Genomic DNA, 25,456 nt, shown 5'->3' on the forward strand with positions numbered 1-25,456 from the left:
TTTAATGGTAAGAGAATTAATTTGTTCTATAAATTACGTCTATATAAACTCCTAGGAGTTGATTATAATTATTCTATTTTAGATAATATTGATTTATATTATTATGAAACTATTGAGGATGTTAAAATTAAAACAAATATCGTTATAGCCACTTCATGGGAAACTGCATATTTCGTTAGGGAATATGTTAAAAAGCATAAAATCGAAACGTTATACCTTGTCCAGGGTAGCCCAGATGATGTCTCTGTTAGCGGAAAGAATTCCGACAATGCAAAACTTACATATACTTTTCCATTTAAAAAAATTGCCATAAACCAAAAAGTGTATAACAGATTTAAGGCAGAAAAACCACTATTTTTCCATGTCGGTATTGCTACTCAATTCTTTAAAAAGTTAACAAAAACTAATGATAGAGAATGCATTATGTTTCCATTAAGAAAAAATGAATCAAAAGGTTCAAAATATGCTATTGAATGCATCAGAAAATTATTGCAGAATAATAAAAATACAAAAATTATGGCATTTGGAGATTATAAATTGGATGAAATACCAGTAGATATAAGGAACTCAATAATTTATCATTACTGGCCACCTAGAAAAGTTTTGCTTGGCCTGTATAACAAAAGTATGATTTTTGTCTTGCCTTCTATAGTCGAGGGAATGTCATTACCACCTTTGGAAGCAATGGCATGTGGTTGTGCTGTAGTTGTAACTGATAACGGAGGAGTAAATGAATATATTAAAGATGGTTTAAATGGCATTATGTGTCCTATAAGAGATTCTAATTGTTTGTATCAAAAGGTTATATTATTAATCAATAACAAAGCTTTAAGGGAGCAAATAATTCAAAACGGATTGAAAACAGCTAAAGAATTTAGCTATGATAACATGAATAAAAATTTTATTAGGTTAATTAAAGAAATTCGATAGTGTAGGTAATTGTCTGTAAATTATAAATGGCCTTGCACAATTTGGAATAAAGTGATAAAAATGCAAGACCACTTGAAAGTAATAAAAGAATTGATAAAAACTTATGGATTGAACAGGGAGAATATGCGGGATTTAAAGAAGTGGATACTTAACGATGTTATGAATGAGGAAGCAGAAGGGCATCAATGCATCCAAGTATGAGAGGAATAGCAATAGAAAGGATTACAGGAATGAATATAAACTGAGGTCACTGTTAACAACAGATGGAAAGGTCCTATTAAATAAGCCACAGTTCAGGAATAAACCATTCCATACAGCTGTATTTGACAATTATTCCAGGGTAGAGAATGCTGTGGAATCTGTAATACTGGAATCATATTTAACTGGAGTTTCCACAAGGAGTGTGAATAGGGTAGTACAATCCTTAGTGATCTGTTCCCCCAAAATTTGGACAGTTTTTTAGTGTAATATTGAGACACTTTCATTCCTCCTGCTTATATTAATTTTCCTGTTTTTCAATCCCCTTTCTTTCTTTTTCTTTCTCTCTTCCAGAAACTTATTCCTGAATTCCTCACTGCTGTTCCATTGCTTTTCAAATTCTACAGGTGTTAAATAGCCTATAGAAGAATGTGGCCTGTAATTATTGTAATCATTGAATGCGTATTCTATTAATTCCTTAGCATCTTCATAGCTTTCAAGGTCATTCAGCCATATATAATCAGTTTTCAATGAATTGTGGAATGATTCTATATCCCCATTGTCCTCAGGTGTCTGTTTCTCTATATACTCATGTGGTATATTCAATAGCCTTGCAGTATCTTTAAAGCTTTTAGCTATATACTGGATCATTGTCTGTCCTAAGTACCAGATTGTTTAAGTTTGAATTAGTGTACCTTATGGCATATGCATCTTCTATAGGCTTTACACAGTCTTTAGCTGTGCATGCCCTTGAGAAATTATATGATAGCCACCTTTTAGAGAAACAATTCTTTACAGCCATTAAGTAATATATTCCATTATATGTCCTGACATAATGGATATCGGTTTCCCATAGCTGGTTTATGTCTGAGGGCTTTGTCAGGTTTCTCTTATTTGTCCTGTTCTTATGCTTAGCATATGGGAGCTGTAAATTCCTTGATTTTATTATTCTCCGTACTGTTTTTATGTTTATTTTAACCCCCTCATTCCTTAATACAGCCCATATTCTCCTGTGCCCGTATGTTACCCTTTTTCCTGATATTTCCAGTACCTTATTTATTATATTTTCAGGTATCCTTGATTTCCTATGCCTTGCTGTACTTTTCCTGTTATAGTAGATGTATGATCTCTGTATTCCTGTTATTTTAGAGAACCTTGATACAGGCAGTTTATCCCTGAGGTTATTCACTGTTTCCATTATCTCCTCCCTCTGTAATTTTTTTTTAATTCATCTATAACCAAAGCCTGGTCCCCTACTAATCTCTTCAGTTTTTCAATCTCCTTCTCATACCCATTGTTTACTCCAGAACCATAGAATCCCTGTTTTCCTGATTCTATAAACTTATCCCTCCATTTATAGAAGTTTGATACAGATACTCCACGCCTTCTGCATAGCTCTGCTATATTGTTTGCTGTAAATGATTCCATTACTATTGCTGCCTTTTCATCTGCTGTAAATTTCTCCATCATATCACCCCATTATATTCTAATTTATATTTATCCATTTCTATATATTCCACTTTATAACTGTCTAAATAATAAATGGTACGCACCAATGGCCATAGTTCTAATAACAAAATTTATGTATATACAATTTATAACTAATTTAATGGAAAATGATAAATTACCATATATTAGCGTTATCATTACTGCATATAATAGGAAGGAATTTTTATTGAATGCTATAAAAAGCGTATTAAATCAAACATTAAGCAAAAAATATTACGAAATAATAGTTATCAAAAATTTTCAGGATGATATGATAGATAATTATATATTAGAAAATAATATTAAGGGCATAATTAGCAAAGATCCGTCACTAGCTGGAAAACTGGTTGAGGCATTAAATGTTGCAACCGGAGACGTAATATCATTTTTAGAAGATGATGATTTATTTTTTGAAAATAAATTGGAGGTTGTTTATAAAGAATTTAGAAAAGACATAAATATTGTTTATTATCATAATTTATGCATACCTATAAACAAGCAAGGAAAAATTATAAATATTAAGAGGATGAAAACTCCATTAGACTTTAATATGTCATCTATCTCAATTAAAAAATCTATAATAAAAATCAGTAAAGTAGATACAATTAATATATCAACCGTATTGGATATAATAATGTATTTATATGCATTAGAATCCAATAAAAAAATAGTTAAAGGAAAAGAAAAATTAAGTTATTATATGGTTCATGACAGCGCCTCAAATATTCTATCCATGAATTTTGAAGAATATAAAAATTTTGTCATTGCTCAAGTAGATTTAAATTTAAAAAACTACATACTTTTCAAGAACTTAGTACATTCGAGACAAGGCATTAAATATCTAAATTGGCGAATAACACATAGTCAGATAGATAAATATATATTTGGTTCAGATGAATTCCCCAGCAAATTGTTAAATTATGTTATAAATAGTTTTGATAGTTTAACACGTCGAGTTGTATTATTTTTGTCATGTATTTTAATTAAAGTATATTCAAATTCTCGTAAATATGTCAGTTATAAAATGTGGAATATCCATAATAAATGGACTAATGAGATAATTTAAAATCTTCATATTTCTTTCATCTGCATAAGCGGAAAAAGTTTCACCCCAAGTTTGGGTCTTATATAAATTTAGACAACATTTTTCCTATTATCAGATCGGTTCAAGATACTAACACAAAAGCACGGGTACTCTTTTACGGTTGTGTATGTAATTATGTGTAAATATAAATTGTCACTTTATATATAAATGTAAGAGTTCGTAGTTTGAAGTTTATATAAAGCAATATTCCCAATTATATTTTCCCTTATGTCTATCTTCCTTTCCTGTTACCCATTCTCTATACCCCATCTCTTCCTGTACAGCTCTGCAAGTTCAATTACATTGTTTTCATTTACATCTATACTGGTATAGAATGAGAAATCATGCTTTTTAAGCGAATAGTATATATCTAGAGTTTTGCGTTAATTATATAGCAATAACTTGATTTAATTTATCTCTGAATTCCAGGACATTCCTCGTTGATTTGTACGGTTTCAGCATGGACTGCTTCACAGCCACAACGAACTGATCACCGTACTTATTGTATCCATCAAACAGTGTTTCAAGGAATTCAAAGCCCGTCCATCTCTTCCGTTTCTCTATCCTGTCAGGAATGCCGGGATATTTCTGCAGGGGCATTATGCTTGCAATTTCGAGGATCACCCTTCCTGTTACCATGAGACGGAGGTACAACTCTGTCTTGCACAGCTTCCTCAGGAAGATGTGGCCTAGCCCGCCCTGCTTAACATCCCTGTGCATAACCTCGATATCCCAGCGCCTGAGATATGCCTCCATGATTCGCTTCATGTTCCATTCTGTTCTGTTTGTTGCGTAGTAGCTTACCATTGACGCCTTCTGATATGACTACTTTCACTTCTCCCATGCCTTTTATCTTTCCCTGAACCCCCCAGACAGAATAGGTATTGCCTGATAATCTTATGGCCTGAGATTCCCTGTATGGCAGGGGCAGGGAATCAAGGGCGGTCCATCTCCCCCTGATCCTAATGTTCCTGTTTCCCTTGCTCTGGAATACCCAGTTCAGTCTCTTTTCATTGAGGAACGGCATGAGGCCTTTTGTGAAGTACCATGCGTCACCGGTTACTGTTGAGAAATGAAGCTTTGCCATGAGACATTTCCCAATGACTCCTTTCTGCATCCCAATCTTTGAACGGTATTTATCTCTCCTTTCATTATGGAGTCTCTCCTTTCTCCTGTATATTTCAGCAGATATGGGATATATGCCATATCTGCCTGACAGGACAGATGTTGCGAACTGTATGCCCCAGGCAGTCTTTCCAATGGAATGGTCAAATATCCATCCTGCAGCCTCAATGTTCTTTCCCGATTTCTCGGCAATGGTGTCGTCTATTGCAAGTATTCCATCATCTTCAACAGAATTGATGGTTTCAACAGTTTTCATGAATATCAGACCAGTGTCAATATTTGAAGAGAGGAATCTGTTCATGCTTGACTGGTTCACATGGCCTATGATGGTGGAGTTAAGGTGTGCCACACTTCTCCTTTGAGATGCCTGGAAGGATGAGATAAGATCCCCAAAGTGCCTGAACTGTCTTATCTCACCGAAACATGATCGGAAGGGGTCAGCCAGTTCACTGAGAATGTCAGGATTGGAATATACAGGTATTTCCATATGACTGACAAATGTTTGACACATTCATAACCATTATGGTTGAAATAATTATTTGTTAGTGTTAGAATAAAATTAATGCAAAACTCTAGTTCTATAATATGTACAAAATTGGCATTAGCTTTCTTTATAGAACCTATACTATCCCTTATAACTATAAATGAGAATTCATTTCCATATTTATCTTTACAGTATTTCAAATCCATTTTCTTGAACTTTTTAACCTTTTCATTGTCCTTTGCAGGTATAATATATTTCAACTTCATTGAATCCACTGCATTCATTACATCGGAATCTAAATATCCCCTGTCCATCAATACTGTATTTATCTTTATACCTGATGGCAATGCATGCCCTATAAGCATTCTAACTTCCTTAGCATTGCCAATCCCATCCAGCTGGTGTTTAACCATAGCTGCTAATGTAAATCTATTATTGCCAGCACAATCTAATGTAGCAAACCTGTATGCCATGTCTGTGCCCCTGAACTTATGGAATGGTGCATCTATTAAATATGGATTGCCCTTCCCTGTATATGGCTCATCATGCTCATCTATTGGAACATTTACTGGATTGTTGAATGCACCCAATCCTATCCCCATTTTAACAGTATTATCAATAAGCATTGTTAACATGGATATTCCATTGTTAATAGCAGCCTCATACAACCTTTTAAACATTATATCTGATCTGTTCCACTTAATTTAGGACAGTTATGTTTGAGAATATATAAAAATATTACTATATGTCAAGAGAGCGCTATATTCGTGATTATGACTATATATAAGAACATGCAGGTTAACTATCCAGGAAACTTAACATATCTGGCAATCCAGTAAAAATCATGAGGGCATACTGCAAAAGTATGATAATAAGGTTTGTCCGTCGAGATATAGAAAAATAAAGGATTTTATTAATCTAACCATATCATCAAAAGTGTCCAAATTTAGAGGGGACACACCAGTATCCATTGATGGCGTATGTATTGTAATTCCTTACATCCTTAACTCAGCACATTTTTAGGAAACAGTTCTGGTTTAAGTTCCAGGATTTCAGCAAGTTCCCTGACTTTCTTAGGTATTTCTGCCATTATTATTCTATCTCCAACATCAGTAAGGTATATCTTTGACAGCTGCAGCAGTGCATCCTTTACACTAATTTTATTATTGATTTTCTTTTCCTTTAATAGCTTCAAGAGCCTGTAATATGCAATGAGCGATATGAAAGAAACAAATACATATCCTTTTAAAGTATCATCATCCCTTATGTATGGTGTATCCACCTGTAAAAGATTCTTGAATACATCGAACGATTCCTCTATGTCATTCCTGAATTTATATAATTCAAATATTGATTGCGGCTTTTCCCTTACATTGGTGATAAGTGCAATCTTTCCTGCCTTTTCAGGCGAATATAATGGTTTCTTTCCTGAGTCAATAAGGGAATAGTACTCATTCTCCTCCATGGCCCTCAGCAATATATCCTCGAATACGTGTATGTCATAGTTTTTAACCGTCATGGATGTATATTTTATGGCTCTCTTACGGAACATGAAGAAATTATTGCTATTTATGGAATAATCAGGAAGCTTTGAATCCCTCTTCAATGGCGTTATAAAGTATAATCCATTAAGATCCATTTTTCCGAAATTATTGTCATCTATGAATCCACGGTCCATGACGAATAATGTTCCAGGGGAGAGTTCTTCCTCTGTCTTTCTTAATGTATCAATGTCTGCAACACTTCCCAGCACCAGGCGGATATAGCATGGCTCATTCCTTAACCTTGAAAATCCCATAATGGTCCTTATCATCGGGAGATTAAGATCGTTGTTGTTATGCCCGAACCCAGCCATCCTTATTCCAGGTGAATAGGAGAATAAGGCTGATGTATCATAGGCTATGATTTCATTCCTTTTCATCAGTTTCATATAGATACTCTTCTGCTTATCCTGGTTCTGGCCTATACGCTTTAACATAGATGACAATGATTCTGGTGATAGTTCATGTATTGTCCTGGAAAGCCATGTTTTCTCTATCCATGATTTTATGTACTTCAACGGCAAAGGGAATATTAGCCTGTTAAGGGAGAAAGCAACAATTTTCATATAATCATCAGGATATTCTTCCCTTAATAATGACAATACATCCTTCATAAGGGAGAATATGAGCTCAAGGTGGCCAATCTCATATATTCCATGGATTGATACAACCTCCCTTACTTTTTTAGGATTCTCTATGTCACCATTAATTACCTTTCCAACATATTTGGAAACCTTGTGCCTTTTACTGTGTTCTGAATCCCATACCATGCTGCTCTCATAAACGTAATTATATTTTCCAACCTTTTTTATCTCCCTTGTCATGTTCTGTATATAGGGGCACATATAAGCACATAAATATTTCGCTAAATACTGTATAATCATTCAAATGTTCCCTAAATAAGCTCAGAGTTTAGGCTACATATGTTCCAATATACATCTTAAGTGCTGTAGGATTCCATAAAGTATTTACAATATCCCCCGAACTGTATTTTGACTTTGTATGTATATTATTTGAAAAGATATCACAGATCTGGCATGAGAAAAACTTTTTAACCATATTGCCATTTAAATCCGGAGGGACTGTTTGTATTATCATAATTCAAAATTGTCCCCTCCAATTTTAATTTTGTCATCCATTTAATTTGCCTTTTAACACATAAAACTACGTAGATTTACAAAGAAATTAAATTGTATGGCAAGACATGCGGAGAGTCTGAAGGATCTTCTTTTGCACAAAATTTTACGTATAACCTTAAGACCATTCAAATATATTTCTCTATTATACTCTTATACTCCATCGCTACATTATTCCAATTATGTTCATTAATAAAATCATTCAGATTATTATCAAACAATCTATTTATATCCTTCATTTTTAATATTCTTACAGCTTCGTTTGCCATAGCCTTATAATCAAATTCATTAACAAGTCTAACGGCTTTTAAATTTTCATAAATTTTTACACCAGCTATATTATATGCTATAACCGGCGTATGTAATGCAAGCGCTTGTGAAATAGCCAATGAAAACGAATCACTATGGCTAGGATAAATCATAAGTTTCGATTTTGATATTTCATCGTACAATTGTTCATTAGTTAAATATCCTTTTAATATAATATTATCTTCAAGTTTATACTTTTTTACTATTTGTATGAATTGATATTTTTCGGTTTCTCTTGTAAAGTTACCTACAATTACCAATTTTGTATTACAACATTTTAGAATATTTTTTAATACTATAGGTATTTCGAATATTCCTTTAGTGTAATTCAACCTTGCAAAGTATATTATATAATTTTTTTTAACATTTTGTGTATACTTAATCAAATGTATATTTGAATTCCATATACCATTTCCAATTTTTAAAACATTAACATTATCAAATTGTATTGTAAAATTTTCCTGATAATTTCTATTAATAATAACAACAGCAACTAGATTTTTTTGTTTGGCTATATTTCTTTTTAATGCTTGTCTATTAAAATACTGATAAATCCTAAACAATAATATACGGTAATTCTTACTCAATTTAATCGTGTCATACACATACTTGCCAATATTACCAAAACTCAAATCGCCAAGTCCCTGCAAAACGTTTATGTATTTTACCCCACTCCTTTCACTTAATATCTTGGTATAGTTTTTTGAAAATATAGCATTATACATGTAATCAAAATCAATTAAAATATCAAGCTTTTCTTTGGAATAAGCATCAATAATTTCATCATAATTGTATCTATTACCATTCACTTCATGAAAATACTTTGTAATTTTAATCCCTTGATTCTCCAATTCATGAGCCTTTCGAATCAAAACTTCTTTTTTTGATTTATTATATATCTCGGGACTAGGCAAGTATACAATATTAAAATAATTATTTAATATTTTTATAATATTTATTGTATGAGTTTGTGCCCCTCCGTAACTTGAAAAAATGTCAGGACCGGTTACACCAATATTCACGATACTTGTATCAATTTCGTATTAATAATATTTCTCAAAATAATGTTTGAGATGATGTTTATAATCTAGACAATTTAAATGAACAGTAATTCAAAAATTTATTTGATAATCAAGAAAATAATAACGGTATAAAATACTTTTATCTGAGATTGCTAGAATCCATAATATAACACCATAATCAAATTATACAGATTAAGTCATTCAGGTAATGGAAAACTATGTTTTACTGAGAAGCTTTATATTATAATATTATATGCTATTAAAATGGAAATTCAGGATATCGATTTAACTATTGTTTTAGCAACTCTTAACGAAATAGATAATCTTCCACGGCTCTGTTCTGATATCGATTCAATATTAAAAAATACGAAAATAAAGTATCAGTTATTATTTGTCGATGATAACAGTAGCGATGGAACCAGAGAGTTTATTATAGAGTATTGCAATAAAAATAAATTATCAAAATATATTTTTAATGAATACAAGAAATCAACCCTTATAGCCAGATACCAGGGAATAAACAATGCAGATGGGAAATATATTATACTTATGGATTCAGATTTGCAACATCCCCCAAAATATCTCTTAAATATATATAACAGTTTATTGAAACATAATGATATCGTAATTGCCAGCAGATACGTTAAAGGTGGCAGTACCGGAAATCGCAAACCTATACGTGGCATTATATCACGTGGGGCATCTTTGATGGCACAACTACTATTGAAAAGCAGCAGGCAGATAAAGGACCCCATATCGTGTTATATTGGCTTTAGAAAAGGGCTGAAATTGGATATAGACGAAGGCTGGAGAGGCTATGAGATAGGTATTTTCTTAAGGGCTAGCAATAATAATGTTAAGGTAAAGGAAATACCTTATCGATTTGCGGAAAGGGAAAATGGAAAATCAAAAGTAACGTCCAGTGTAAAATTTTTAAGAGTTTATATAATAGAATTATTATTGGCAAAAAGAGTTGAGATAAGAAATTATAAACCAATTTTGTGATGTATATAATATAAAATTAAATTGTAGTAATGGCATTGTATTCATTTGAGATTATTGTTTGTTCTTATTGAACCTTAATATAAATAAAAAGAACGATATAGCAATGGCTATCCCTATTATTTTAAAGTATATTAAATCTATACTGATTAATCTATAATAATATAATGTAAATACTGAGTAGAACACAATAATAGATATTATTAAAGAGATCTCAATCAATTTTAGATTTAACCCATTTGTATTTCTATTCACCAGGGAACTCACAGGATAAACAAAAACAGATACGATAAAAATAAATGCGAGAATTATGTAAGGGTGCTGTAAAAGGGGATTTACTACTTCTCTACCGTTACTGGCAGAAACTGTGTATGAAATTCCCAGTGTCCCGTTCAATACGGTGGAATTAACGTATATATCTTTTCCATCAGTAGAGAAATGGTACACAGAATTACCTGTTACATTTAATTCAGTTGTCTTGCCGCCAATAGACACATATATGTTTGAAGCTTTATGAATCTTATCTGAGTTAAAAACAAAGGTTAATCTGGGTGCTAATTTTTTTTCTGTAGAGCTGTATATTTTACTGATAGAATATCCGTAGGAATCTGTGCCGGTTCCATTATATATTTTTGCTACATAGGAATGTGAATTTGTTGTATTTTCAACGGGAAATGTCAATCCTCCCGGGTCCCCTGAAGACCATAACCATAGATAGTAGGTTTTATTAGAATTTAGCTGTACATTTTTATAATTAAAATTCTCGTCAATCATATTATACTGGTTCTGGCCGTAACTATCTGTTGAAATTATTGATGATTTGTTTAATTGCGTTCCATGAAATGATGTGGTAATCATGGACTGCAGGATATAGTAACCATACGTCATATGTGAATCTAGGACAATATTGCTCAGCTGTTCAGAATTGTTCAATTTAAATGGATATACCATTGCATAGCTGTCATTTAAGAACAATGATTTATTAGCATTTGAATTTATGGTATGGACATCATTGCCGGAATACCTCAGGTGTAAAGATATATTGTTATTTCCGGGCGGTACGTAGCTGTTTAATAAATTTATATTTAATCGCTCTTCTGGGTAATACGTCGCCTCTGCCTTAGTGTAATTCAAATTATTTAATTCCGGCTTTCCTGTGTAACCTTTTTCATAAAGTGCATATGACCCTGAAGCTGCCAAAAATCCATAGTTATTCAGGTTCGGTGGATTTGTGATATTGAAAAGAACATAATTATTTTCAGGGCCATAAAACCATGTATTATATGCATGAGAACTAACTATAGGCAATTCATTTACTCCTGTGGTAACTTTCGCATTTGCCGGTATCAAGGAGGCAAGCTGGTCAACTCCATACTCGTTTGAGTTTACAGGTGAAACAGGATTGGTTACCATAGGTGCTATTACGTTTGATACCAATAATATCAAGGTCACTACAAGAGCAAGATAGGCGATCCTGTTTACTACTTTCTTCCTCTCGCCTTCTCCAAGCATACTGTGTATTTTATAAAGGCCTAATATGGCAGAAATAGCGGCGAATGGTATGATATATGAATCATAATAAACACCTATATTCCAGTATGGTGAAAATGTTGATATGGAGTATGTTAAAAACCAGGGCAATTCAAGGAATGCAAGTGGGCTGAGGAAGGACAGGAAGAGGAATGGGGCATTTAAATACATTAAATTATCTATTTTTGATGAAATATCTGTTTTAAAATCATTAAGTATAGCCGAAAAAGAAGAAATATTGGAACCAGCTATATTGCTTGTTATGGCATGTGAACCGTGTGAAAAGTATAGTATTAAATATTTATCTCCGTAAAAGAATGCTACAGAGATTATCAGCAATATTATTCCAATAGAAAAATAGGATTGTAAATTTTTAAGTTCTGACAAATGAGATTTTATTGTTTTAAACTGCTCTACAGGTTCTTTAATTAAATTTTTGATGCTGGAAATTTTGATTTTATCATATAAAAATAATAATATGAGATAAAGACCAAAAAATCCGCCTATTACGGGATTAAACTCCATTGTAGATAGGGCAATTACAAATGTTATTGCAAATGCTATGTATCTCTTTGCATCGAAGAAATAATATGAATAGATTATAAACCCCATGAATAAAGTCAATGTTTCAAACGGATTGTCATGTATGTATGGATTTAACAAGAGAACCATTGCCATTAAAAAAGAAGCTTTATCATTGTGCAATTTCTTCTGCGCCAACAAAAATAGGGGTATGCTGGAAGAATAAATCAATACACTCTGGATAATATATAAATTTATGAAACTATGCCAGACAGCAAAGAATGGTAACAACAATATTAATATTTCGGAAGCATGGACACTGAAATATGATCCACCAGGAACAGTATTGACAAAAGGCTGATGATAAAACGCAGATAATAGTGATTGCAATGACGTTGTTGTATCCACTATTCCTCCATTGTTTAAATTATATACATTGAAGATTATATACCATAAATTTATCAATATCCATAAAACCGTGAACGAAATTAATAAATAAAAATAATTTATTCTGTATCTCACTATCTGCATTAATAATGATTACTATTTAACTATTTTGAACTTCTTCTACAAAATTATCCATATTATAATAAAAATTTTTAAATGAAAACCTATACATCAAATCCATTATAGTTTTTACAATGTCAAAATCGATATTTTTTATCTGGTCCACCGCTTCATCAATGCTATTAAATCCATATCCATACTTTCCGTGTTCTATTATATCCTCCCATGGCCCGCCACTTTCAGGAACAACAGGAATTATTCCATATGACATCGCTTCCAATATTGATATGCCGTAATGCTCTTTCCTGTTCAAATGTATATATATTGAGGCTTTTTTTAATAATTCAAGTTTATCATGTTCATTTATATTTACCTTGATTTCCACATTATCTGGTTTATTTTGTATCAGATTTTTGTAATATTCTTCGTCTCCCCTGTTAAGTGCACCTGCTATTATAAATCTATAATTTTTTAACTTAACAGCGATTTTAAACAATTCTCCATAATTTTTGCGTATATCTATCCTGCCGATACTTATAACTAAATTTTTGACTTTAAAAGCTAAATCAGGTTTTTCTTTATAGCCAACGGGAATGTATATGACTTTCATAATGCCGGGTTTTATATTCAACAGAGGAAACAGTTTATTAGATATCTTCAGAGTGTAATTGCTATTAACGTAAAAATTAGCATTGTTATATAAATTATACATTCCACTTTTTTTAATAAAATTAAAAATTATTTTATTCTTGATATTTCCATATTCATCAATTATCTGGTCAAGAAAAGAAAATCCATGCAAAGCATTAATATCTGCTTTATACAGGAACATATTAGGGTGGTTATTGAATACTAAATCGAACTGGTTATCTATATAGTGTTTTAAGAATTTTTTTGTTTTCGCTACATAATAATATAAAGAGGGTAATTTCATGTTTTCCCTGAAATAATAAGGAGTTTGTATTATATTTTCATATTCTATATGCGTATGCTCCCTGTCAACAGCCAGATATGTCTGTCCATAATTTTTATTAAAATAGTCCAGCAGGAGTTTGGATAAAATCTGGCCACCGCCAATTCTAGAAAATTCGTCTATCAATAAGACTTTCATTAAAAGTTAATGCCGTTTAGATATAAATCAATTTAGCTCTGTTTATTGATTAACAGGATAAGGCGAATGAATTGATTTGATTCCTATAATATATATAATGTTGGAAGGATGTAAACATTTTCACAGCGAAGTTATAGTTGCATAATTTTCTGTGATACTCTTTTCTTCAGGATCAAATTAATAATGTTTTCATGTCGATTCATGTATTGTTATTTATATTTACATTAAACAGAAAAAAAGTTTTCTCTAAGCATCAATTATTTCTGTAAATAAATTGAATTGTGTATTTATTGGATGCTGTTGTAATATGAAACTAATTGTTTCTTTACAGCTGAAGAACTGTAATATTTTGCCCTTTCATAGCCTTTTTTTGTATAATATTCATGATTATCCATTATACTGTATACACCTTCTACATTTTCCTTTAATTCCTCGGGATTTATAAGCAATGCAGCCCCGTTTGTCACCTCCTTAAGCACATCTATGTTTGATGAAAGTACAGGCAAACCGGTACTAAAAGCCTCAACTACTGGATATCCAAACCCTTCCTCTTTTGTTGGGAGGAATAGCATGTCTGAGGCGTTATATATTTTATTGAGTTTTACAATATCTACATTATTAAAAGTAATGCTATCCCCTATCGGAGTGCCTACACGTACAAGTTTGAACGAGTCATCAAGATTAGCCATTACACGTTTAACCATTTGAAGATTCTTTCTCGGCTGGTCGGATGATATAGATAAGATAAGTCTTTTATCAAGTGGAAGTCCTAGCTCTTTCCGTAATTGCTCTTTGCCGGATAATGGAAAAAATGAGTCTGGAATGTAAGGTGGGATAACAGTAATATTTTTTTCGTTTACATTAAATTCCGATATTATTTGATTTTTGATGTGCGATGTCAGTGTGACAATATTATCATATTTCATATATTCTCTAATATATTTTTTTATAAAATGTTGCTTTATATTTTCCATCATGTTGTCATTTTCTACATTCCTGTGAAATGGAATGATATCATGGATTGTAATTACCATATTTTTATTTTTAAAAATAGGCTTTATAGTCTGGGATGTGATATGTATTATATCACTGGAATAATCTATAAGGTTAATTCCTGATTTGAATGCCAGCCCCTATATGGCATAATTCAATAAGGGCGATTTAAACCCGGTATACGGTTGCTTATAAAAACTATCTAAAAATTTGTGGTTAAAAAGAAACTGGTATATTTTGCTTTCCGGGGCTAGCAAAAGATAAAGGTCCTGTGCATATTTGCCTACCCCGGTTAATGTTGAATCAGTTGTGACATATGTAACCACTCTTCCTTATGAAAGAAATATATAAAAAACATTCCGATGATTATATGCGGTTGTTCCATTATATATGACATAATTTAGAATGATATAACCACACACATGTTAGCTTTTCTATTCGCAATTAAGGCTTTAAAGTATTGTCCTACATTTATTTTTTAATTTAAGCTGGCATATTATGTGTGTTCTCAAGAATCATTATATTTGCGGGACTATACCTGTTTATTATTGTATAATTGCCATTCATTAAACCGTTGTTAACAATAATTTGCAAAGAGTGGTTTTCTCCCTGGGTAGCCCAGAAAGAATTGTTCTGTATAACAACGTATCTAAATTCTGGGAGAATATTATAATATCCCGGAGACCAGGGAGTGGAATAGGCGTTTATGTCATTGCTAAAATATGGCATCAGTGAGTTTTGCGTTAGTATGTATGAATTGGGAGGAAGATTACTGGAAACATTGATAAGAAAAGAAGCAGCCCCACCAGAATTTTGCTCAAATATATCATTCATTGTACTGTGATCTGTGTGTTGCATGCCAGGGGGTGATAATAACCCGAATGGTATAGATATAACCAGCACCACGATTATCAATATACTTATAACAGGTATCCATATATTGTTATTATGTATTTTTGCAGATACTTTCTTAGCACGTAACCTTATAGATTTATTGTGCCTATAAATATACTTTCCAAATGATATTACATTATATGTACCTATGATTGCAGATATATATATCGCCCCTGATACCATAGCAGAATACTGGTAACCGAGCTGGTAATATGCTGCGTATGAGGAGGGCACAGCATACATAATATATGGTAATAAAAGAATTAATGATAATGGTGAAAACAGTGGAAGGTAAATATTTGATTTGAATAAAAGATTAAGATAAAATATTTTTACACCAGCATTTGTTCCTATAATTGAAGAAAATTCTCCAGGATTATGGAATAGCAATAATAACAATGCAAATGGTGAACTCACAGGTGTTCCCACTTCACCGGTTGTTGGCAATGCTGAGAATGCTGATACTCCAGATATATCCGCTTTCATAAAATCTGCAAATATCAGATATACATACAAAATTGCAATGAAAATAATAAAGTAGCTAAAATTCTTTATCCCGGTTGGTTTGGATTTTGCTGATAGCCAGGTACCAATTTTCTTTCCCCTTGATGTGTGGAGGAATAGAAATTCGTACAATAATAATATGGCAACAATATAAATGAAATTGGCATGCAGGCTTATGATGAACGCCAGGGAAATTATTTGAAGTACTCTCCTTTCTGTTAAAAAAGCGTAAAATGCAAGTAAAAAGAAGAACGGGAGAAATGCCATATTGTGGAATGAAAATGATATGAGGCTTTCTGTAAATGGAGAAAATTCATAAGCTAATAAAAAGCCGATTGATACCAGATAAAGCAACTTCATGGACTTTATATGGTCTTTTAATAGTTCCATTGAAAGTAGATATACTATGTATCCCCCCATTACAATAAAGAAGTCTTCATATATCATTAGAGAAAGTGGAGATGGGAATATGTAATATATAGGCACCTGGGTAAATTTAAAAATTGTGAAATGCTGTGCCAGTGTATTTTCACCTAGCAATGGTGAGTAAAACATCCCTTCGTGAATAAAAGTATAGAGGCTCTGTGCATTAATTCCTAAATCAAGGGCTGATGTTCCCAGCGAATAATACTGAAGGATAGAAAATATGGAAAATACTATGAAGAACGCAAGGGCTATTGAAAAGGCCAGAAAATCTTTTTTATGATCACGAATGTATTGAGGTATTCTTTCTCGCAGGTTCGAAAACATCTAAATCTATAAGTAAATATTATTAATTAATATATTCTTTTACTGCCGGCAACTGCATCAGAATTCTTATAACTGAGTTTTATGTCATACTGAATGGAGAAATACATTGGGGAGAAGCACTGAATAATGCTTCAATAAATTTATTAAATACAGATTAATAACAACTAATGCCATTTGAAATTACATCCGATCCTCTAATTAAAGATGTAAAAATAGTAAATAGTAAAAAGTTCGAAGATAACAGGGGATTCTTTGAAGAAGTATACAGGGAGAAAATTTTAAAAGATTTAAATATACAGAATAAGTTTGCACAGGTAAACCTATCGTTCTCCAAAAAGAATGTTTTTCGTGGATTCCACTTCCAGTTAAATCCTGCACCGCAGGGAAAGTTAATTACGGTAGTATCAGGCAAAATAATTGATTACGGAATAAATTTAAGGAAAAGCTCAAAATCGTTTAAAAGCCATGTAGAATATGAAATAACCACTGGTAAAATGATATATATCCCTGAAGGCTTTGCACATGGCTTTCTGGCCCTGGAAGATTCGTATGTGCTGTATTTAACCACAAACGAGTTTAACCAGTCCCTTGATTCTGGAATAAGGTATGATGATAAAGAATTAAACATAAGCCTGCCTGATAACATAATAATATCAGAAAAGGATAAAAAATTAAAATATTTAAATGAGCTAGCCCTGGATTTTTAATCCCATTTTAATTTCCATGGCTCCTCAGACAATGTATTGTTGCCAATCAATGGTTTCCACCATTTTTCATTGTTGATGTACCATTCGACAGTTAATTTTAAGGCATCCATAAAACTATATTCCGGTTTCCATCCAAGATTTTTTAATTTATCTGATCTTATGGAATATCTCACATCATGCCCTGGCCTGTCGGAAACATACTTTATATTTCCTTTCTTCCCCATTAGATCAAATATTTTCTCCACTATATCGATATTTTCCAGCTCATTATTTGAAGAAATATTATAAATTTCACCATATTTTCCCTTGAATAGCACAGTCAGTATAGCCCTGACATTATCTTCTGTATAAATCCAGTCCCTTATATTCCTGCCATTGCCATATAAAGGTATATCGAGGTTTAATAGATTTCTTATAATTGTTTTTGGAATTAATTTTTCAGGGAACTGGTATTTCCCGAAGTTATTAGATGTCCTTGTTACCATAGTTTTTATTCCATATGTCCTGAAATATGATAATGCAAGGAGCGAGGAAGCAGCCTTGGATGCAGAATAGGGCGATGAAGGCTTAAGCATATCCTGTTCCGTGAAAGATCCATTTATTGTATCGCCATATTCCTCGTCTGTGCCTATATTAATCAATACAGGGTCATTCTTTGATTTTCTTATGCATTCCAGCAAATTAAGAACGCCATTTATATTTTCTGAAACGAAGCTCTCCGGACTGGCTATGCTTCTATCCACATGTGATTCTGCTGCGAAATTTATTATGTAATCTGTATTATCAATTATTTCAGTTATATCATCACCTATGGATTTTTTAATAAATTTATAGCGTGAATCAATTTTTATATTGTTTAAATTTGAACCATATGATAGTTTATCCAGATTTATTATATAATCTTCATAATTATTATGCAGATAGTTAATAAAATTAGATCCAATAAATCCAGCACCACCGGTTACCAGGAATGTTTTCATAAGGGTTAATCAATAGGTTTTAAATTAAATTATCCATATTTTTTTTAAACTCATTTAAATTATAATCAAGGTCATCAAAGTTGAATTTCAGTATACCCTTTGCCTTTTCATTATTTAATGATGAATCATATGGCCTCTTTGCAATAGATTTTACAGAATTATAATCTGTTTTATTTATTAGAGCTTCATTTAACCCGAATTTATCGGCTATTTTTAATGCAAATTCATACCTTGAGAATCTATCACCGGAAATATTCAGAATTCCGGTTAACTTTAAATTTATTATTTTTAAGATTGAATATGCAAGCACGTTCGCATTTACCGGTGAATAATAATTGTCAAAGGCATTTACTTTTTGATTATTTCTTAACCTGTCTATTACATACAATGGAAAATTATTTTTTGAACCATATACGCCTGAAGTCCTTATTATCAACGAATCCTTATAAGAATTAACATAAGTATCGCCTATTAATTTTGACAAGCCGTAATAATTAACGGGATAGGGTATGTCATCCTCAGTATAATTTCCCTTATTACCGGTAAAAACATAATCCGTTGAAACGTGAATGAAGTATTTATTGTTCTCCCTGCAATAATTTGCAATATATTTCATAGACAAACCGTTTATGTAATATGCACTTTCAATATCAGTTTCACATTTATCCACACTGGTCATTGCTGCACAGTTAATTATTGTATCAAAGTCATATTTATCAAGAATATTTTCTATATTGTTTACATTCCTTAAATCTATGTCATCATGTGAAAGCGGTATGCTATTTTCCAAAATAGATGATAATGCCTTTCCCAGCTGGCCACCTGAACCAATTATTAAAGTTTTCATTAATAACATTATAATATTATTTTATTTATGTTTATATTCCTGGTAACTTTAAGAACTTTATTGTAACAAATAGTTAAATATATCAGACATATAGCCAATTTATGAAAGGGATTATATTGCATGGCGGTGCTGGCACGAGATTGAGGCCATTAACACATACAGGACCAAAACAGTTGATACCCATAGCAAACAAGCCGATGTCTCAGTATGTACTGGAGTATTTAACAGATGCTGGAATAAATGATATCTGTATGATACTCGGTGATATATCACCTGAAAAGGTAAAGGATTACTATGGGGATGGATCTGAATTTAACTGCAATATTCAATACATAGATCAGGGTGCGCCCCTCGGTATCGCCAACGCAATATCTTTAACCAGTAATTTTGTGGGGAATGATAAATTTGTAGTTATTTTAGGGGATAATTTAATAGAGGGCAAAATTAAAACGTTTATGGATAAATTTGAAAAATATAATTATGATGCTTTTATTGTCCTGACAAAGTCAATGCACCCGAAGGATTTTGGCGTTGCCGAGTTCCGTAATAATAAGCTTGTAAATCTTGTAGAGAAGCCAGAAAACCCACCATCCAATTACGTGCTTACAGGCATATACTTTTTCACCCCACTTATATTTGATTATATAAAAAAGTTGAAACCATCATGGAGGAATGAATACGAAATTACGGAAGCGATCCAGCTGCTCTTAAAGGATAATAAGAATATCGGATACGATATAATAGATGGATGGTGGAAAGATACAGGCACCGTTGATGATATACTTGCTGCTAATATGCTCATACTGGATAGAGGAAGAAACATTGAGGAAAGAGCCAATGTAAAAGGAAAAGTTGCAATTGGGAAAAACGTTGTACTGTCAGATGATTCACTTATCAGGGGTCCAGCTATCATTGGAGATAATACTGTTATACAGGATAAAACATTTATAGGCCCGTATACCAGCATAGGTGATAACTGCACAATAAAAAAAGCGTCTATTGAGAACTCCATAATAATGGACAATTCAAATATAGATACGGAAAATACAATAGTGGATTCCATAATTGGAGAGAATTCTGTTATCATGAATGCAAATTTATTAAAACCCGCTGGAAAACGCTTATTGCTTGGTGAGAATTCAAGGATATATATTTAAAACAAATTTTTCATATTTATAATACAATACTTTCATTCAAGAGAGGAGTGTAAAATGTTGCAGTATGAATAAAAGGATAGGAGCTCTTTGCATTAATATCAAAGTCATAGACTGATATTCCAAGTGAACAATATTACAGGATAGAAAAATATGTGAAATGCTATTATTAAGTTTCCTGTTTAACTGGCGCACACCATAAACAAACTTTGACACTTTCTGTTCATATATAGATAGAGTTTAGAACTATAAATCCCAATATAAAAGAAAACTTTTATATATAGTTAATATTACAATATAAAAATAGGAGGATAATAATATGGAGAGAGAAGAAAAGAAATTTGAAATTATAGTGAATGGGAAACCTAAACCCTGGCAAGAAATCACTATTAACTACGCACAGATAGTTAGTTTGGCATTTCCACAGACAACTAATCCTACTGATGTATTTACAGTACAATACAGTCATGGTACAAAGGAGCAATCTCGGGGAACTATGGTTGAAGGTCAGTCAGTAACAATTAAAAGTGGTATGATTTTTGATGTCACCAGAACTTTTAAGTCATAGCGCTGACCTGAAGCAACTTAGAGACGAGGGCTATGAAATAAGTATTGTAAATGCTTATCTTTTAGTCAAGCACGTACCGTATGTAGACAGTACGAAGAACATTGCATATGGAACACTTATTTCGACTCTTGATATAGCTGGCGATAAAACTGTAAAACCAAAAAGTCATGTTGCCCTCTGGGCAGGGTCTTATCCTTGCAATTCAGAGGGGATACAACTTTCAATGCTAGTAAACGACCCCAACAAGAATGAGAAGATATGTGACGGTCTTTATGCAACTCTTTCATTCTCACAGAAACTGCGCCCTGAGGGCTATAATGACTACTATGAAAAAGTTACAACCTATATTAAAATACTTGAGGGTTATGCTCACGTTATTGATCCAAAAGCGACAGCCAGGACTTTTCCAGTAATTCCATCTGATAAAGATACCTCAGTTTTCTGCTATATAGATACTGCAACTAGCCGTGCTGGTATTTCTGCAGCAAATGAAAAGTTGAAAACTGGTAAAATAGCTATCGTAGGATTAGGTGGTACCGGTTCTTACGTTCTGGATTTTATAGCCAAAACCCCTGTAGAGGAGATTCACCTCTTCGATGGAGATGAGTTCCTTCAACATAACGCCTTCCGATCTCCGGGTGCGCCCGCTATTGATGACCTCAAACAAAGGCAACATAAAGTTGACCGGTTTGCTGAAGTATATTCTAAGATGCGTCGTAATATATTTCCACATCCACAATACCTCGATGAAAATAATGTAAGTGAGCTAAAAGATATGAATTTTGTATTTCTTTGTATGGATGGACAAAATAAGAAAGCTATAATTGATTTTTTACTTGAAAATAAAATACCTTTCATAGACACGGGTATTGATATATATAATACCGATGGCGTTCTGGGTGGTAATGCACGGGTTACAACGTGTACCCCTGATTTTAATGGGCACATAACAAAGCGAATCGACTTCAAGGGAGATGGAAACAATGAATATGAAAGCAACATACAAATAGCGGAGATTAATGCTCTGAACGCAGCCTTTGCAGTTATTAAATGGAAGAAATTGTCAGGATTTTATTTTGATAGGGAAAATGAGTACAACACAACATATGGTATTATTACGAATAGTATAGATAACGATGAGCATAATGAAAAAAATTAGGATAATCAGGCCTGAATTTGTTGAATTTATTCCAGATGATATAAAAGAGGGTGTATTGTATATATCCATTCGCTATAACACCGCTACACATAGGTGCCCTTCTGGCTGCGGTGAAATTGTAGTAACTCCTATTACACCAACAGACTGGACTCTTATTTGGAATGGTGAATCTGTCTCGCTTTACCCATCGATAGGCAATTGGAGCCTACCGTGCGAATCACATTACTGGATACGTGAGAACAGAATAGTATGGGCCAGGAAATGGAATATACAAGAAATCGAATTTGCAAAAGATATTGATGATAGCAACAAGGCGTATTATTTTAAACATAAGAAGAAAAATTTAGATAAGGTTGATAAAAATAGATTAAAGTAATGCTGAACCGTAGAAACATCCAGTAGAACTAAATTTCCAGTTTGTCACGCCAAGCTTACGGACTTGCTTTATGCCATAATCCTATAAAATATTGTTATACAGACTATAATCGTTGTGTAAATAATGGATTGACTTTTAGAACATCTCAGGGTTTTGTAAATAATCATTTAATGCGCAAATTTGGTAATTTATTTATTTTTTAATCGGCAGCTCCAAAGACTATACAAACAATAAGGCCAATAGTAATATACCGCAAGATATTATGCAATTCAAGTTGACAGACTGAAGCATATCATTTTACAGAGATATACAGTGTACTGAAGTATTACAGGAGGAAAGGGGAACTTAAAGGTATATTAAATACTGGTTAACTCAAATGGCTAAACTTTTAAAGAAATACATATAATTATTAACTCGAGTTTTGCGTTTTGGTAAATTTTATCTATATTTTCACTATTTAATATTATGATCGATATACCTGTTGTAGATTCACCTGATGTATTGAATAGACTCCTTTTAGAATTCAGGCCATTATTTGGCAGGAGGCAGTTCAGGCAATTCTGCAGGTACATAGTCTCTGGAATAGCATCTTCAACAAGGTCATCAGCACATTTAAATGGAATATTTGTAGAACATACAAACCAGTCAAACCTTAACAGGTTTTTAAGGAATATACCTGCTGATGGCATATTCAATATATCATGTTCCTTAATCAACAGGAATTGTTCTGGTCCTGTTCTCTCCCTGGATGACACAATACTCCAGAGGAATGGAAAGCATATAGATGGAGCACAGTGGATCTACGACCATTCACAGGGAAAAACTGTATATGGTATGCAATACACTACCTCTGTAATATCAGGCAATGAAGGGATATTCCCATTATCCATGGAACTTAAAACAGATGATTCGAAGATAGACCTGCAGATAAATACAATAAAAAAAGCTATGGGTGCAGGATTGAGGTTTAGTACAGTTGTATTTGATTCCTGGTACTTTTCATCAAAACTGGTAAAATTCCTTGAAAGTATGGGAAAAGATTACGTAAGTGAAGCAAAGTCAAACAGGACAGTATGCATTGATGGGAAATGGATCAGGCTGAGGGATTATGCAAATACACTTGATCTGAAATCTATGAAATCATACACAGTAAATGGAAAAACATATTTCATGAAGGCAATAACCACCAGAATGAAAAATGCAGGTATTGTAAAAGTAATAGTATCAAGGAGAATAAACTCTTTAAAGTTCTTTGTTACGAACAGGACAGACTGGAAAGTTAAAACAATAATAGGGAAATACCTGAGAAGATGGGACATAGAAGTATTCCATGAGGAATTAAAGCAGGACGGGCTAAAGCATCTCTATCAGAGGAAACATGCCACTTTGCTTGGTACGGCGAAGATGAGCCTTCTGGGTGAGCTGCTTCTCGAAATCTCTGCAATCAATTCCATGGGGAACCATTTAAAAATCAGGAAAGGAACACCTGAACCCAGGCATAAGCAAGTGGCTATAAGCATTTTAACAGATCTGTTCAAAGCAATAGAGAATAAAGGGAGATCATTCCTGGATGCTATACTGAAGTCAATTGAAGAGCCATACAGGTCAACAAGAAATATTTATGGAGGTGCAATTAATAGTTAAATCGCAAAACTCGAGTTATTAAGCTAAAATTCATGCTATACAGATTGTAGTGGCGCTTTTACCGTATGCATTTTTTTCTTCACTTGGATATATAGGCATATTCGTTTTAAGCCTGTTATCCAGCCTTATAATTTTTATACCGGTACCTTATCTTTTTGTTATACTATTTGCTGCTTTAAGCGGAAGATTTGATCCAGGACTATTGATATTATCAAGCACCGGTGGTGCAACAATTGGAAAAATGGCCCTTTTCCAGTCATTTTACAGTGGAGCTGCGATTACAAAGACTAAAACCAGGGAAAACCTTACTGCCTTTCAAACGCTTGTTTCCAGATACGCCTGGATTGCAGTGTTTATAGTGGCAAGTACTCCATCTCCAGACGATATTGTTTACGTTCCACTTGGAATTGCAAGATACAGTAGAATACATTTTTTCACTGCACTGCTTGCTGGAAAAACTGTAATTACTGCCCTAACAGTTCTTGGTGCAGGCATATTATCTCATTCTGTGTTTGGCTCCCTGATCCTTGGAGAAGATAAATATAGCACAATAGAAATTATTATAATAGGAATAATATTTGCAATCCTGGCTGTGCTTATAACCTATATTATAAATCGCATAGATTGGAAAAAATATATTGACAAACATGCTTCCGTGAAATCCAGAAAACAGAAATTGCAGTAAGGAAAATGTAAATTATAATTATTTGCCACTTTACATTATAATATCACGAATCGAGTTCCTGTATAAACACCACAATATAGAAAAAGAGTTATATTGGTATAGAAATACCAATTTTTCTTACAAAGGTTTAGATAAAAAAGAGAACATACGGAAAAATATCTAAAAGTATATCAATTTCCAATATCTATATACATAGTTTATATGCC

Annotated in this window: 25 protein-coding genes and 1 pseudogene; 11 read left to right on the forward strand and 15 right to left on the reverse strand. The window is 32.8% G+C overall.

Annotated features, from left to right (window positions below):
- Positions 1–21: 21 nt before the first annotated feature.
- Both fad_RS04225 and fad_RS04230 read left to right on the forward strand, forming a co-directional pair.
- Entirely contained in the window at positions 22–930 is a 909-nt protein-coding gene (locus fad_RS04225) for a glycosyltransferase family 4 protein (RefSeq protein ID WP_081142080.1), read from the forward strand.
- 60 nt (positions 931–990) lie between these two features.
- A pseudogene (locus tag fad_RS04230) lies at positions 991–1,363 on the forward strand (transposase); the annotation flags it as partial.
- A 26-nt stretch (positions 1,364–1,389) separates the two neighbouring features.
- Here the strand turns inward: fad_RS04230 and fad_RS09470 are convergent.
- The 3 genes from fad_RS09470 to fad_RS04240 are packed head-to-tail and all read right to left on the reverse strand — an operon-like array spanning position 1,390 to position 2,595.
- Complete coding sequence (locus tag fad_RS09470) at positions 1,390–1,779, reverse strand: integrase core domain-containing protein (RefSeq protein WP_236940614.1); 390 nt, start codon at positions 1,777–1,779, stop codon at positions 1,390–1,392.
- The gene (locus fad_RS09475; protein ID WP_236940615.1) at positions 1,760–2,326 is read right to left on the reverse strand and encodes an IS3 family transposase; all 567 of its coding nucleotides are present in this window, start codon (positions 2,324–2,326) and stop codon (positions 1,760–1,762) included. Before fad_RS09475 ends, fad_RS09470 begins: the two co-directional genes overlap by 20 nt.
- Positions 2,326–2,595, reverse strand: coding sequence for a transposase (locus tag fad_RS04240; RefSeq protein WP_081143151.1), 270 nt, complete (start codon positions 2,593–2,595; stop codon positions 2,326–2,328). The genes fad_RS09475 and fad_RS04240 overlap by 1 nt, the downstream gene beginning before the upstream one ends.
- Positions 2,596–2,737: 142 nt before the next feature.
- Between fad_RS04240 and fad_RS04245 the strand changes: the two genes are divergently transcribed.
- Positions 2,738–3,682, forward strand: coding sequence for a glycosyltransferase family 2 protein (locus fad_RS04245; RefSeq protein ID WP_081143152.1), 945 nt, complete (start codon positions 2,738–2,740; stop codon positions 3,680–3,682).
- Positions 3,683–4,087: 405 nt separating this feature from the next.
- Here the strand turns inward: fad_RS04245 and fad_RS04250 are convergent, their stop codons facing one another.
- From fad_RS04250 to fad_RS04280, 6 genes are all read right to left on the reverse strand, one after another.
- Complete coding sequence (locus fad_RS04250) at positions 4,088–4,339, reverse strand: hypothetical protein (protein WP_236940616.1); 252 nt, start codon at positions 4,337–4,339, stop codon at positions 4,088–4,090.
- Between the two features lie 64 nt (positions 4,340–4,403).
- A complete protein-coding gene (locus fad_RS04255; RefSeq protein WP_196795623.1) occupies positions 4,404–5,312 on the reverse strand; it encodes a transposase in 909 nt (302 codons plus the stop codon).
- Positions 5,234–5,989 (reverse strand): transposase, encoded by a 756-nt coding sequence (locus fad_RS09480; RefSeq protein ID WP_236940617.1) that lies wholly within the window; start codon positions 5,987–5,989, stop codon positions 5,234–5,236. The genes fad_RS04255 and fad_RS09480 overlap by 79 nt, the downstream gene beginning before the upstream one ends.
- Before the next feature lie 323 nt (positions 5,990–6,312).
- Positions 6,313–7,674, reverse strand: a complete 1,362-nt coding sequence (locus fad_RS04270; protein ID WP_081142088.1) for a transposase — start codon at positions 7,672–7,674, stop codon at positions 6,313–6,315.
- A gap of 88 nt (positions 7,675–7,762) precedes the next feature.
- Positions 7,763–7,948, reverse strand: coding sequence for a hypothetical protein (locus tag fad_RS04275; protein WP_081142090.1), 186 nt, complete (start codon positions 7,946–7,948; stop codon positions 7,763–7,765).
- 166 nt (positions 7,949–8,114) lie between these two features.
- Complete coding sequence (locus fad_RS04280; protein ID WP_081142091.1) at positions 8,115–9,317, reverse strand: glycosyltransferase family 4 protein; 1,203 nt, start codon at positions 9,315–9,317, stop codon at positions 8,115–8,117.
- Between the two features lie 264 nt (positions 9,318–9,581).
- Here fad_RS04280 and fad_RS04285 point away from each other — a divergent pair, with 264 nt between their 5' ends.
- Positions 9,582–10,322: a glycosyltransferase gene (locus fad_RS04285; protein WP_081142093.1), complete on the forward strand. Its 741-nt coding sequence runs from the start codon at positions 9,582–9,584 to the stop codon at positions 10,320–10,322.
- Between the two features lie 51 nt (positions 10,323–10,373).
- Here fad_RS04285 and fad_RS04290 read toward each other — a convergent pair whose 3' ends face one another.
- From fad_RS04290 to fad_RS04310, 4 genes are all read right to left on the reverse strand, one after another.
- Positions 10,374–12,836: a DUF2079 domain-containing protein gene (locus tag fad_RS04290; RefSeq protein WP_196795624.1), complete on the reverse strand. Its 2,463-nt coding sequence runs from the start codon at positions 12,834–12,836 to the stop codon at positions 10,374–10,376.
- 82 nt (positions 12,837–12,918) lie between these two features.
- A complete protein-coding gene (locus fad_RS04295; protein WP_081142096.1) occupies positions 12,919–13,989 on the reverse strand; it encodes a glycosyltransferase in 1,071 nt (356 codons plus the stop codon).
- A gap of 287 nt (positions 13,990–14,276) precedes the next feature.
- Positions 14,277–14,915 carry a glycosyltransferase gene (locus fad_RS04300; RefSeq protein WP_196795625.1) on the reverse strand — a complete coding sequence of 213 codons (639 nt, stop codon included), beginning with the start codon at positions 14,913–14,915 and terminating at the stop codon, positions 14,277–14,279.
- 550 nt (positions 14,916–15,465) lie between these two features.
- Complete coding sequence (locus fad_RS04310) at positions 15,466–17,130, reverse strand: DUF2079 domain-containing protein (RefSeq protein ID WP_081142102.1); 1,665 nt, start codon at positions 17,128–17,130, stop codon at positions 15,466–15,468.
- Positions 17,131–17,297: 167 nt separating this feature from the next.
- Here fad_RS04310 and rfbC point away from each other — a divergent pair, with 167 nt between their 5' ends.
- Complete coding sequence (rfbC, locus tag fad_RS04315) at positions 17,298–17,837, forward strand: dTDP-4-dehydrorhamnose 3,5-epimerase (RefSeq protein ID WP_081142103.1); 540 nt, start codon at positions 17,298–17,300, stop codon at positions 17,835–17,837.
- Here the strand turns inward: rfbC and rfbB are convergent.
- Together rfbB and fad_RS04325 are read right to left on the reverse strand one after the other, a co-directional pair.
- Entirely contained in the window at positions 17,834–18,817 is a 984-nt protein-coding gene (rfbB, locus tag fad_RS04320) for a dTDP-glucose 4,6-dehydratase (RefSeq protein ID WP_081142105.1), read from the reverse strand. The two genes, rfbC and rfbB, sit on opposite strands and share 4 nt — an antisense overlap.
- A 19-nt stretch (positions 18,818–18,836) precedes the next feature.
- Entirely contained in the window at positions 18,837–19,664 is an 828-nt protein-coding gene (locus fad_RS04325) for an SDR family oxidoreductase (protein WP_081142106.1), read from the reverse strand.
- 101 nt (positions 19,665–19,765) lie between these two features.
- On the opposite strand from fad_RS04325, the gene fad_RS04330 reads away from it, so the two are divergent.
- From fad_RS04330 to fad_RS04355, 6 genes are all read left to right on the forward strand, one after another.
- On the forward strand, positions 19,766–20,821 hold the full coding sequence (locus fad_RS04330) for a glucose-1-phosphate thymidylyltransferase (RefSeq protein WP_081142108.1): 1,056 nt from the start codon (positions 19,766–19,768) through the stop codon (positions 20,819–20,821).
- A 316-nt stretch (positions 20,822–21,137) separates the two neighbouring features.
- Complete coding sequence (locus fad_RS04335) at positions 21,138–21,386, forward strand: multiubiquitin domain-containing protein (protein WP_081142110.1); 249 nt, start codon at positions 21,138–21,140, stop codon at positions 21,384–21,386.
- Positions 21,361–22,545, forward strand: coding sequence for a ThiF family adenylyltransferase (locus fad_RS04340; RefSeq protein ID WP_081142112.1), 1,185 nt, complete (start codon positions 21,361–21,363; stop codon positions 22,543–22,545). Before fad_RS04335 ends, fad_RS04340 begins: the two co-directional genes overlap by 26 nt.
- Positions 22,532–22,921 (forward strand): DUF6527 family protein, encoded by a 390-nt coding sequence (locus fad_RS04345; RefSeq protein WP_196795627.1) that lies wholly within the window; start codon positions 22,532–22,534, stop codon positions 22,919–22,921. The genes fad_RS04340 and fad_RS04345 overlap by 14 nt, the downstream gene beginning before the upstream one ends.
- A 465-nt stretch (positions 22,922–23,386) precedes the next feature.
- The gene (locus fad_RS04350) at positions 23,387–24,565 is read left to right on the forward strand and encodes a transposase (RefSeq protein ID WP_009886499.1); all 1,179 of its coding nucleotides are present in this window, start codon (positions 23,387–23,389) and stop codon (positions 24,563–24,565) included.
- Positions 24,566–24,614: 49 nt separating this feature from the next.
- On the forward strand, positions 24,615–25,250 hold the full coding sequence (locus tag fad_RS04355) for a VTT domain-containing protein (RefSeq protein ID WP_081142114.1): 636 nt from the start codon (positions 24,615–24,617) through the stop codon (positions 25,248–25,250).
- Positions 25,251–25,456: the final 206 nt, after the last annotated feature.

The sequence above is a fragment of the Ferroplasma acidiphilum genome, from assembly GCF_002078355.1.
GTDB classification, from domain to species: domain Archaea; phylum Thermoplasmatota; class Thermoplasmata; order Thermoplasmatales; family Thermoplasmataceae; genus Ferroplasma; species Ferroplasma acidiphilum.

Bases quoted from the DNA above. Each gene is read 5' to 3' on its own strand.
- fad_RS04270 (WP_081142088.1), bottom strand. From the start codon at position 7,674: ATGACAAGGGAGATAAAAAAGGTTGGAAAATATAATTACGTTTATGAG.
- fad_RS04255 (WP_196795623.1), bottom strand. From the start codon at position 5,312: ATGGAAATACCTGTATATTCCAATCCTGACATTCTCAGTGAACTGGCT.
- fad_RS04300 (WP_196795625.1), bottom strand. From the start codon at position 14,915: ATGAAATATGATAATATTGTCACACTGACATCGCACATCAAAAATCAA.
- fad_RS04240 (WP_081143151.1), bottom strand. From the start codon at position 2,595: ATGGAGAAATTTACAGCAGATGAAAAGGCAGCAATAGTAATGGAATCA.
- fad_RS04350 (WP_009886499.1), top strand. From the start codon at position 23,387: ATGATCGATATACCTGTTGTAGATTCACCTGATGTATTGAATAGACTC.
- fad_RS09470 (WP_236940614.1), bottom strand. From the start codon at position 1,779: ATGATCCAGTATATAGCTAAAAGCTTTAAAGATACTGCAAGGCTATTG.
- fad_RS04340 (WP_081142112.1), top strand. From the start codon at position 21,361: ATGTCACCAGAACTTTTAAGTCATAGCGCTGACCTGAAGCAACTTAGA.
- fad_RS04275 (WP_081142090.1), bottom strand. From the start codon at position 7,948: ATGATAATACAAACAGTCCCTCCGGATTTAAATGGCAATATGGTTAAA.
- fad_RS04335 (WP_081142110.1), top strand. From the start codon at position 21,138: ATGGAGAGAGAAGAAAAGAAATTTGAAATTATAGTGAATGGGAAACCT.
- fad_RS09475 (WP_236940615.1), bottom strand. From the start codon at position 2,326: ATGGAAACAGTGAATAACCTCAGGGATAAACTGCCTGTATCAAGGTTC.
- fad_RS04295 (WP_081142096.1), bottom strand. From the start codon at position 13,989: ATGAAAGTCTTATTGATAGACGAATTTTCTAGAATTGGCGGTGGCCAG.
- fad_RS04345 (WP_196795627.1), top strand. From the start codon at position 22,532: ATGAAAAAAATTAGGATAATCAGGCCTGAATTTGTTGAATTTATTCCA.
- fad_RS04325 (WP_081142106.1), bottom strand. From the start codon at position 19,664: ATGAAAACTTTAATAATTGGTTCAGGTGGCCAGCTGGGAAAGGCATTA.
- fad_RS04245 (WP_081143152.1), top strand. From the start codon at position 2,738: ATGGAAAATGATAAATTACCATATATTAGCGTTATCATTACTGCATAT.
- fad_RS09480 (WP_236940617.1), bottom strand. From the start codon at position 5,989: ATGTTTAAAAGGTTGTATGAGGCTGCTATTAACAATGGAATATCCATG.
- fad_RS04285 (WP_081142093.1), top strand. From the start codon at position 9,582: ATGGAAATTCAGGATATCGATTTAACTATTGTTTTAGCAACTCTTAAC.
- fad_RS04330 (WP_081142108.1), top strand. From the start codon at position 19,766: ATGAAAGGGATTATATTGCATGGCGGTGCTGGCACGAGATTGAGGCCA.
- rfbB (WP_081142105.1), bottom strand. From the start codon at position 18,817: ATGAAAACATTCCTGGTAACCGGTGGTGCTGGATTTATTGGATCTAAT.
- fad_RS04250 (WP_236940616.1), bottom strand. From the start codon at position 4,339: ATGGTAACAGGAAGGGTGATCCTCGAAATTGCAAGCATAATGCCCCTG.
- rfbC (WP_081142103.1), top strand. From the start codon at position 17,298: ATGCCATTTGAAATTACATCCGATCCTCTAATTAAAGATGTAAAAATA.
- fad_RS04310 (WP_081142102.1), bottom strand. From the start codon at position 17,130: ATGTTTTCGAACCTGCGAGAAAGAATACCTCAATACATTCGTGATCAT.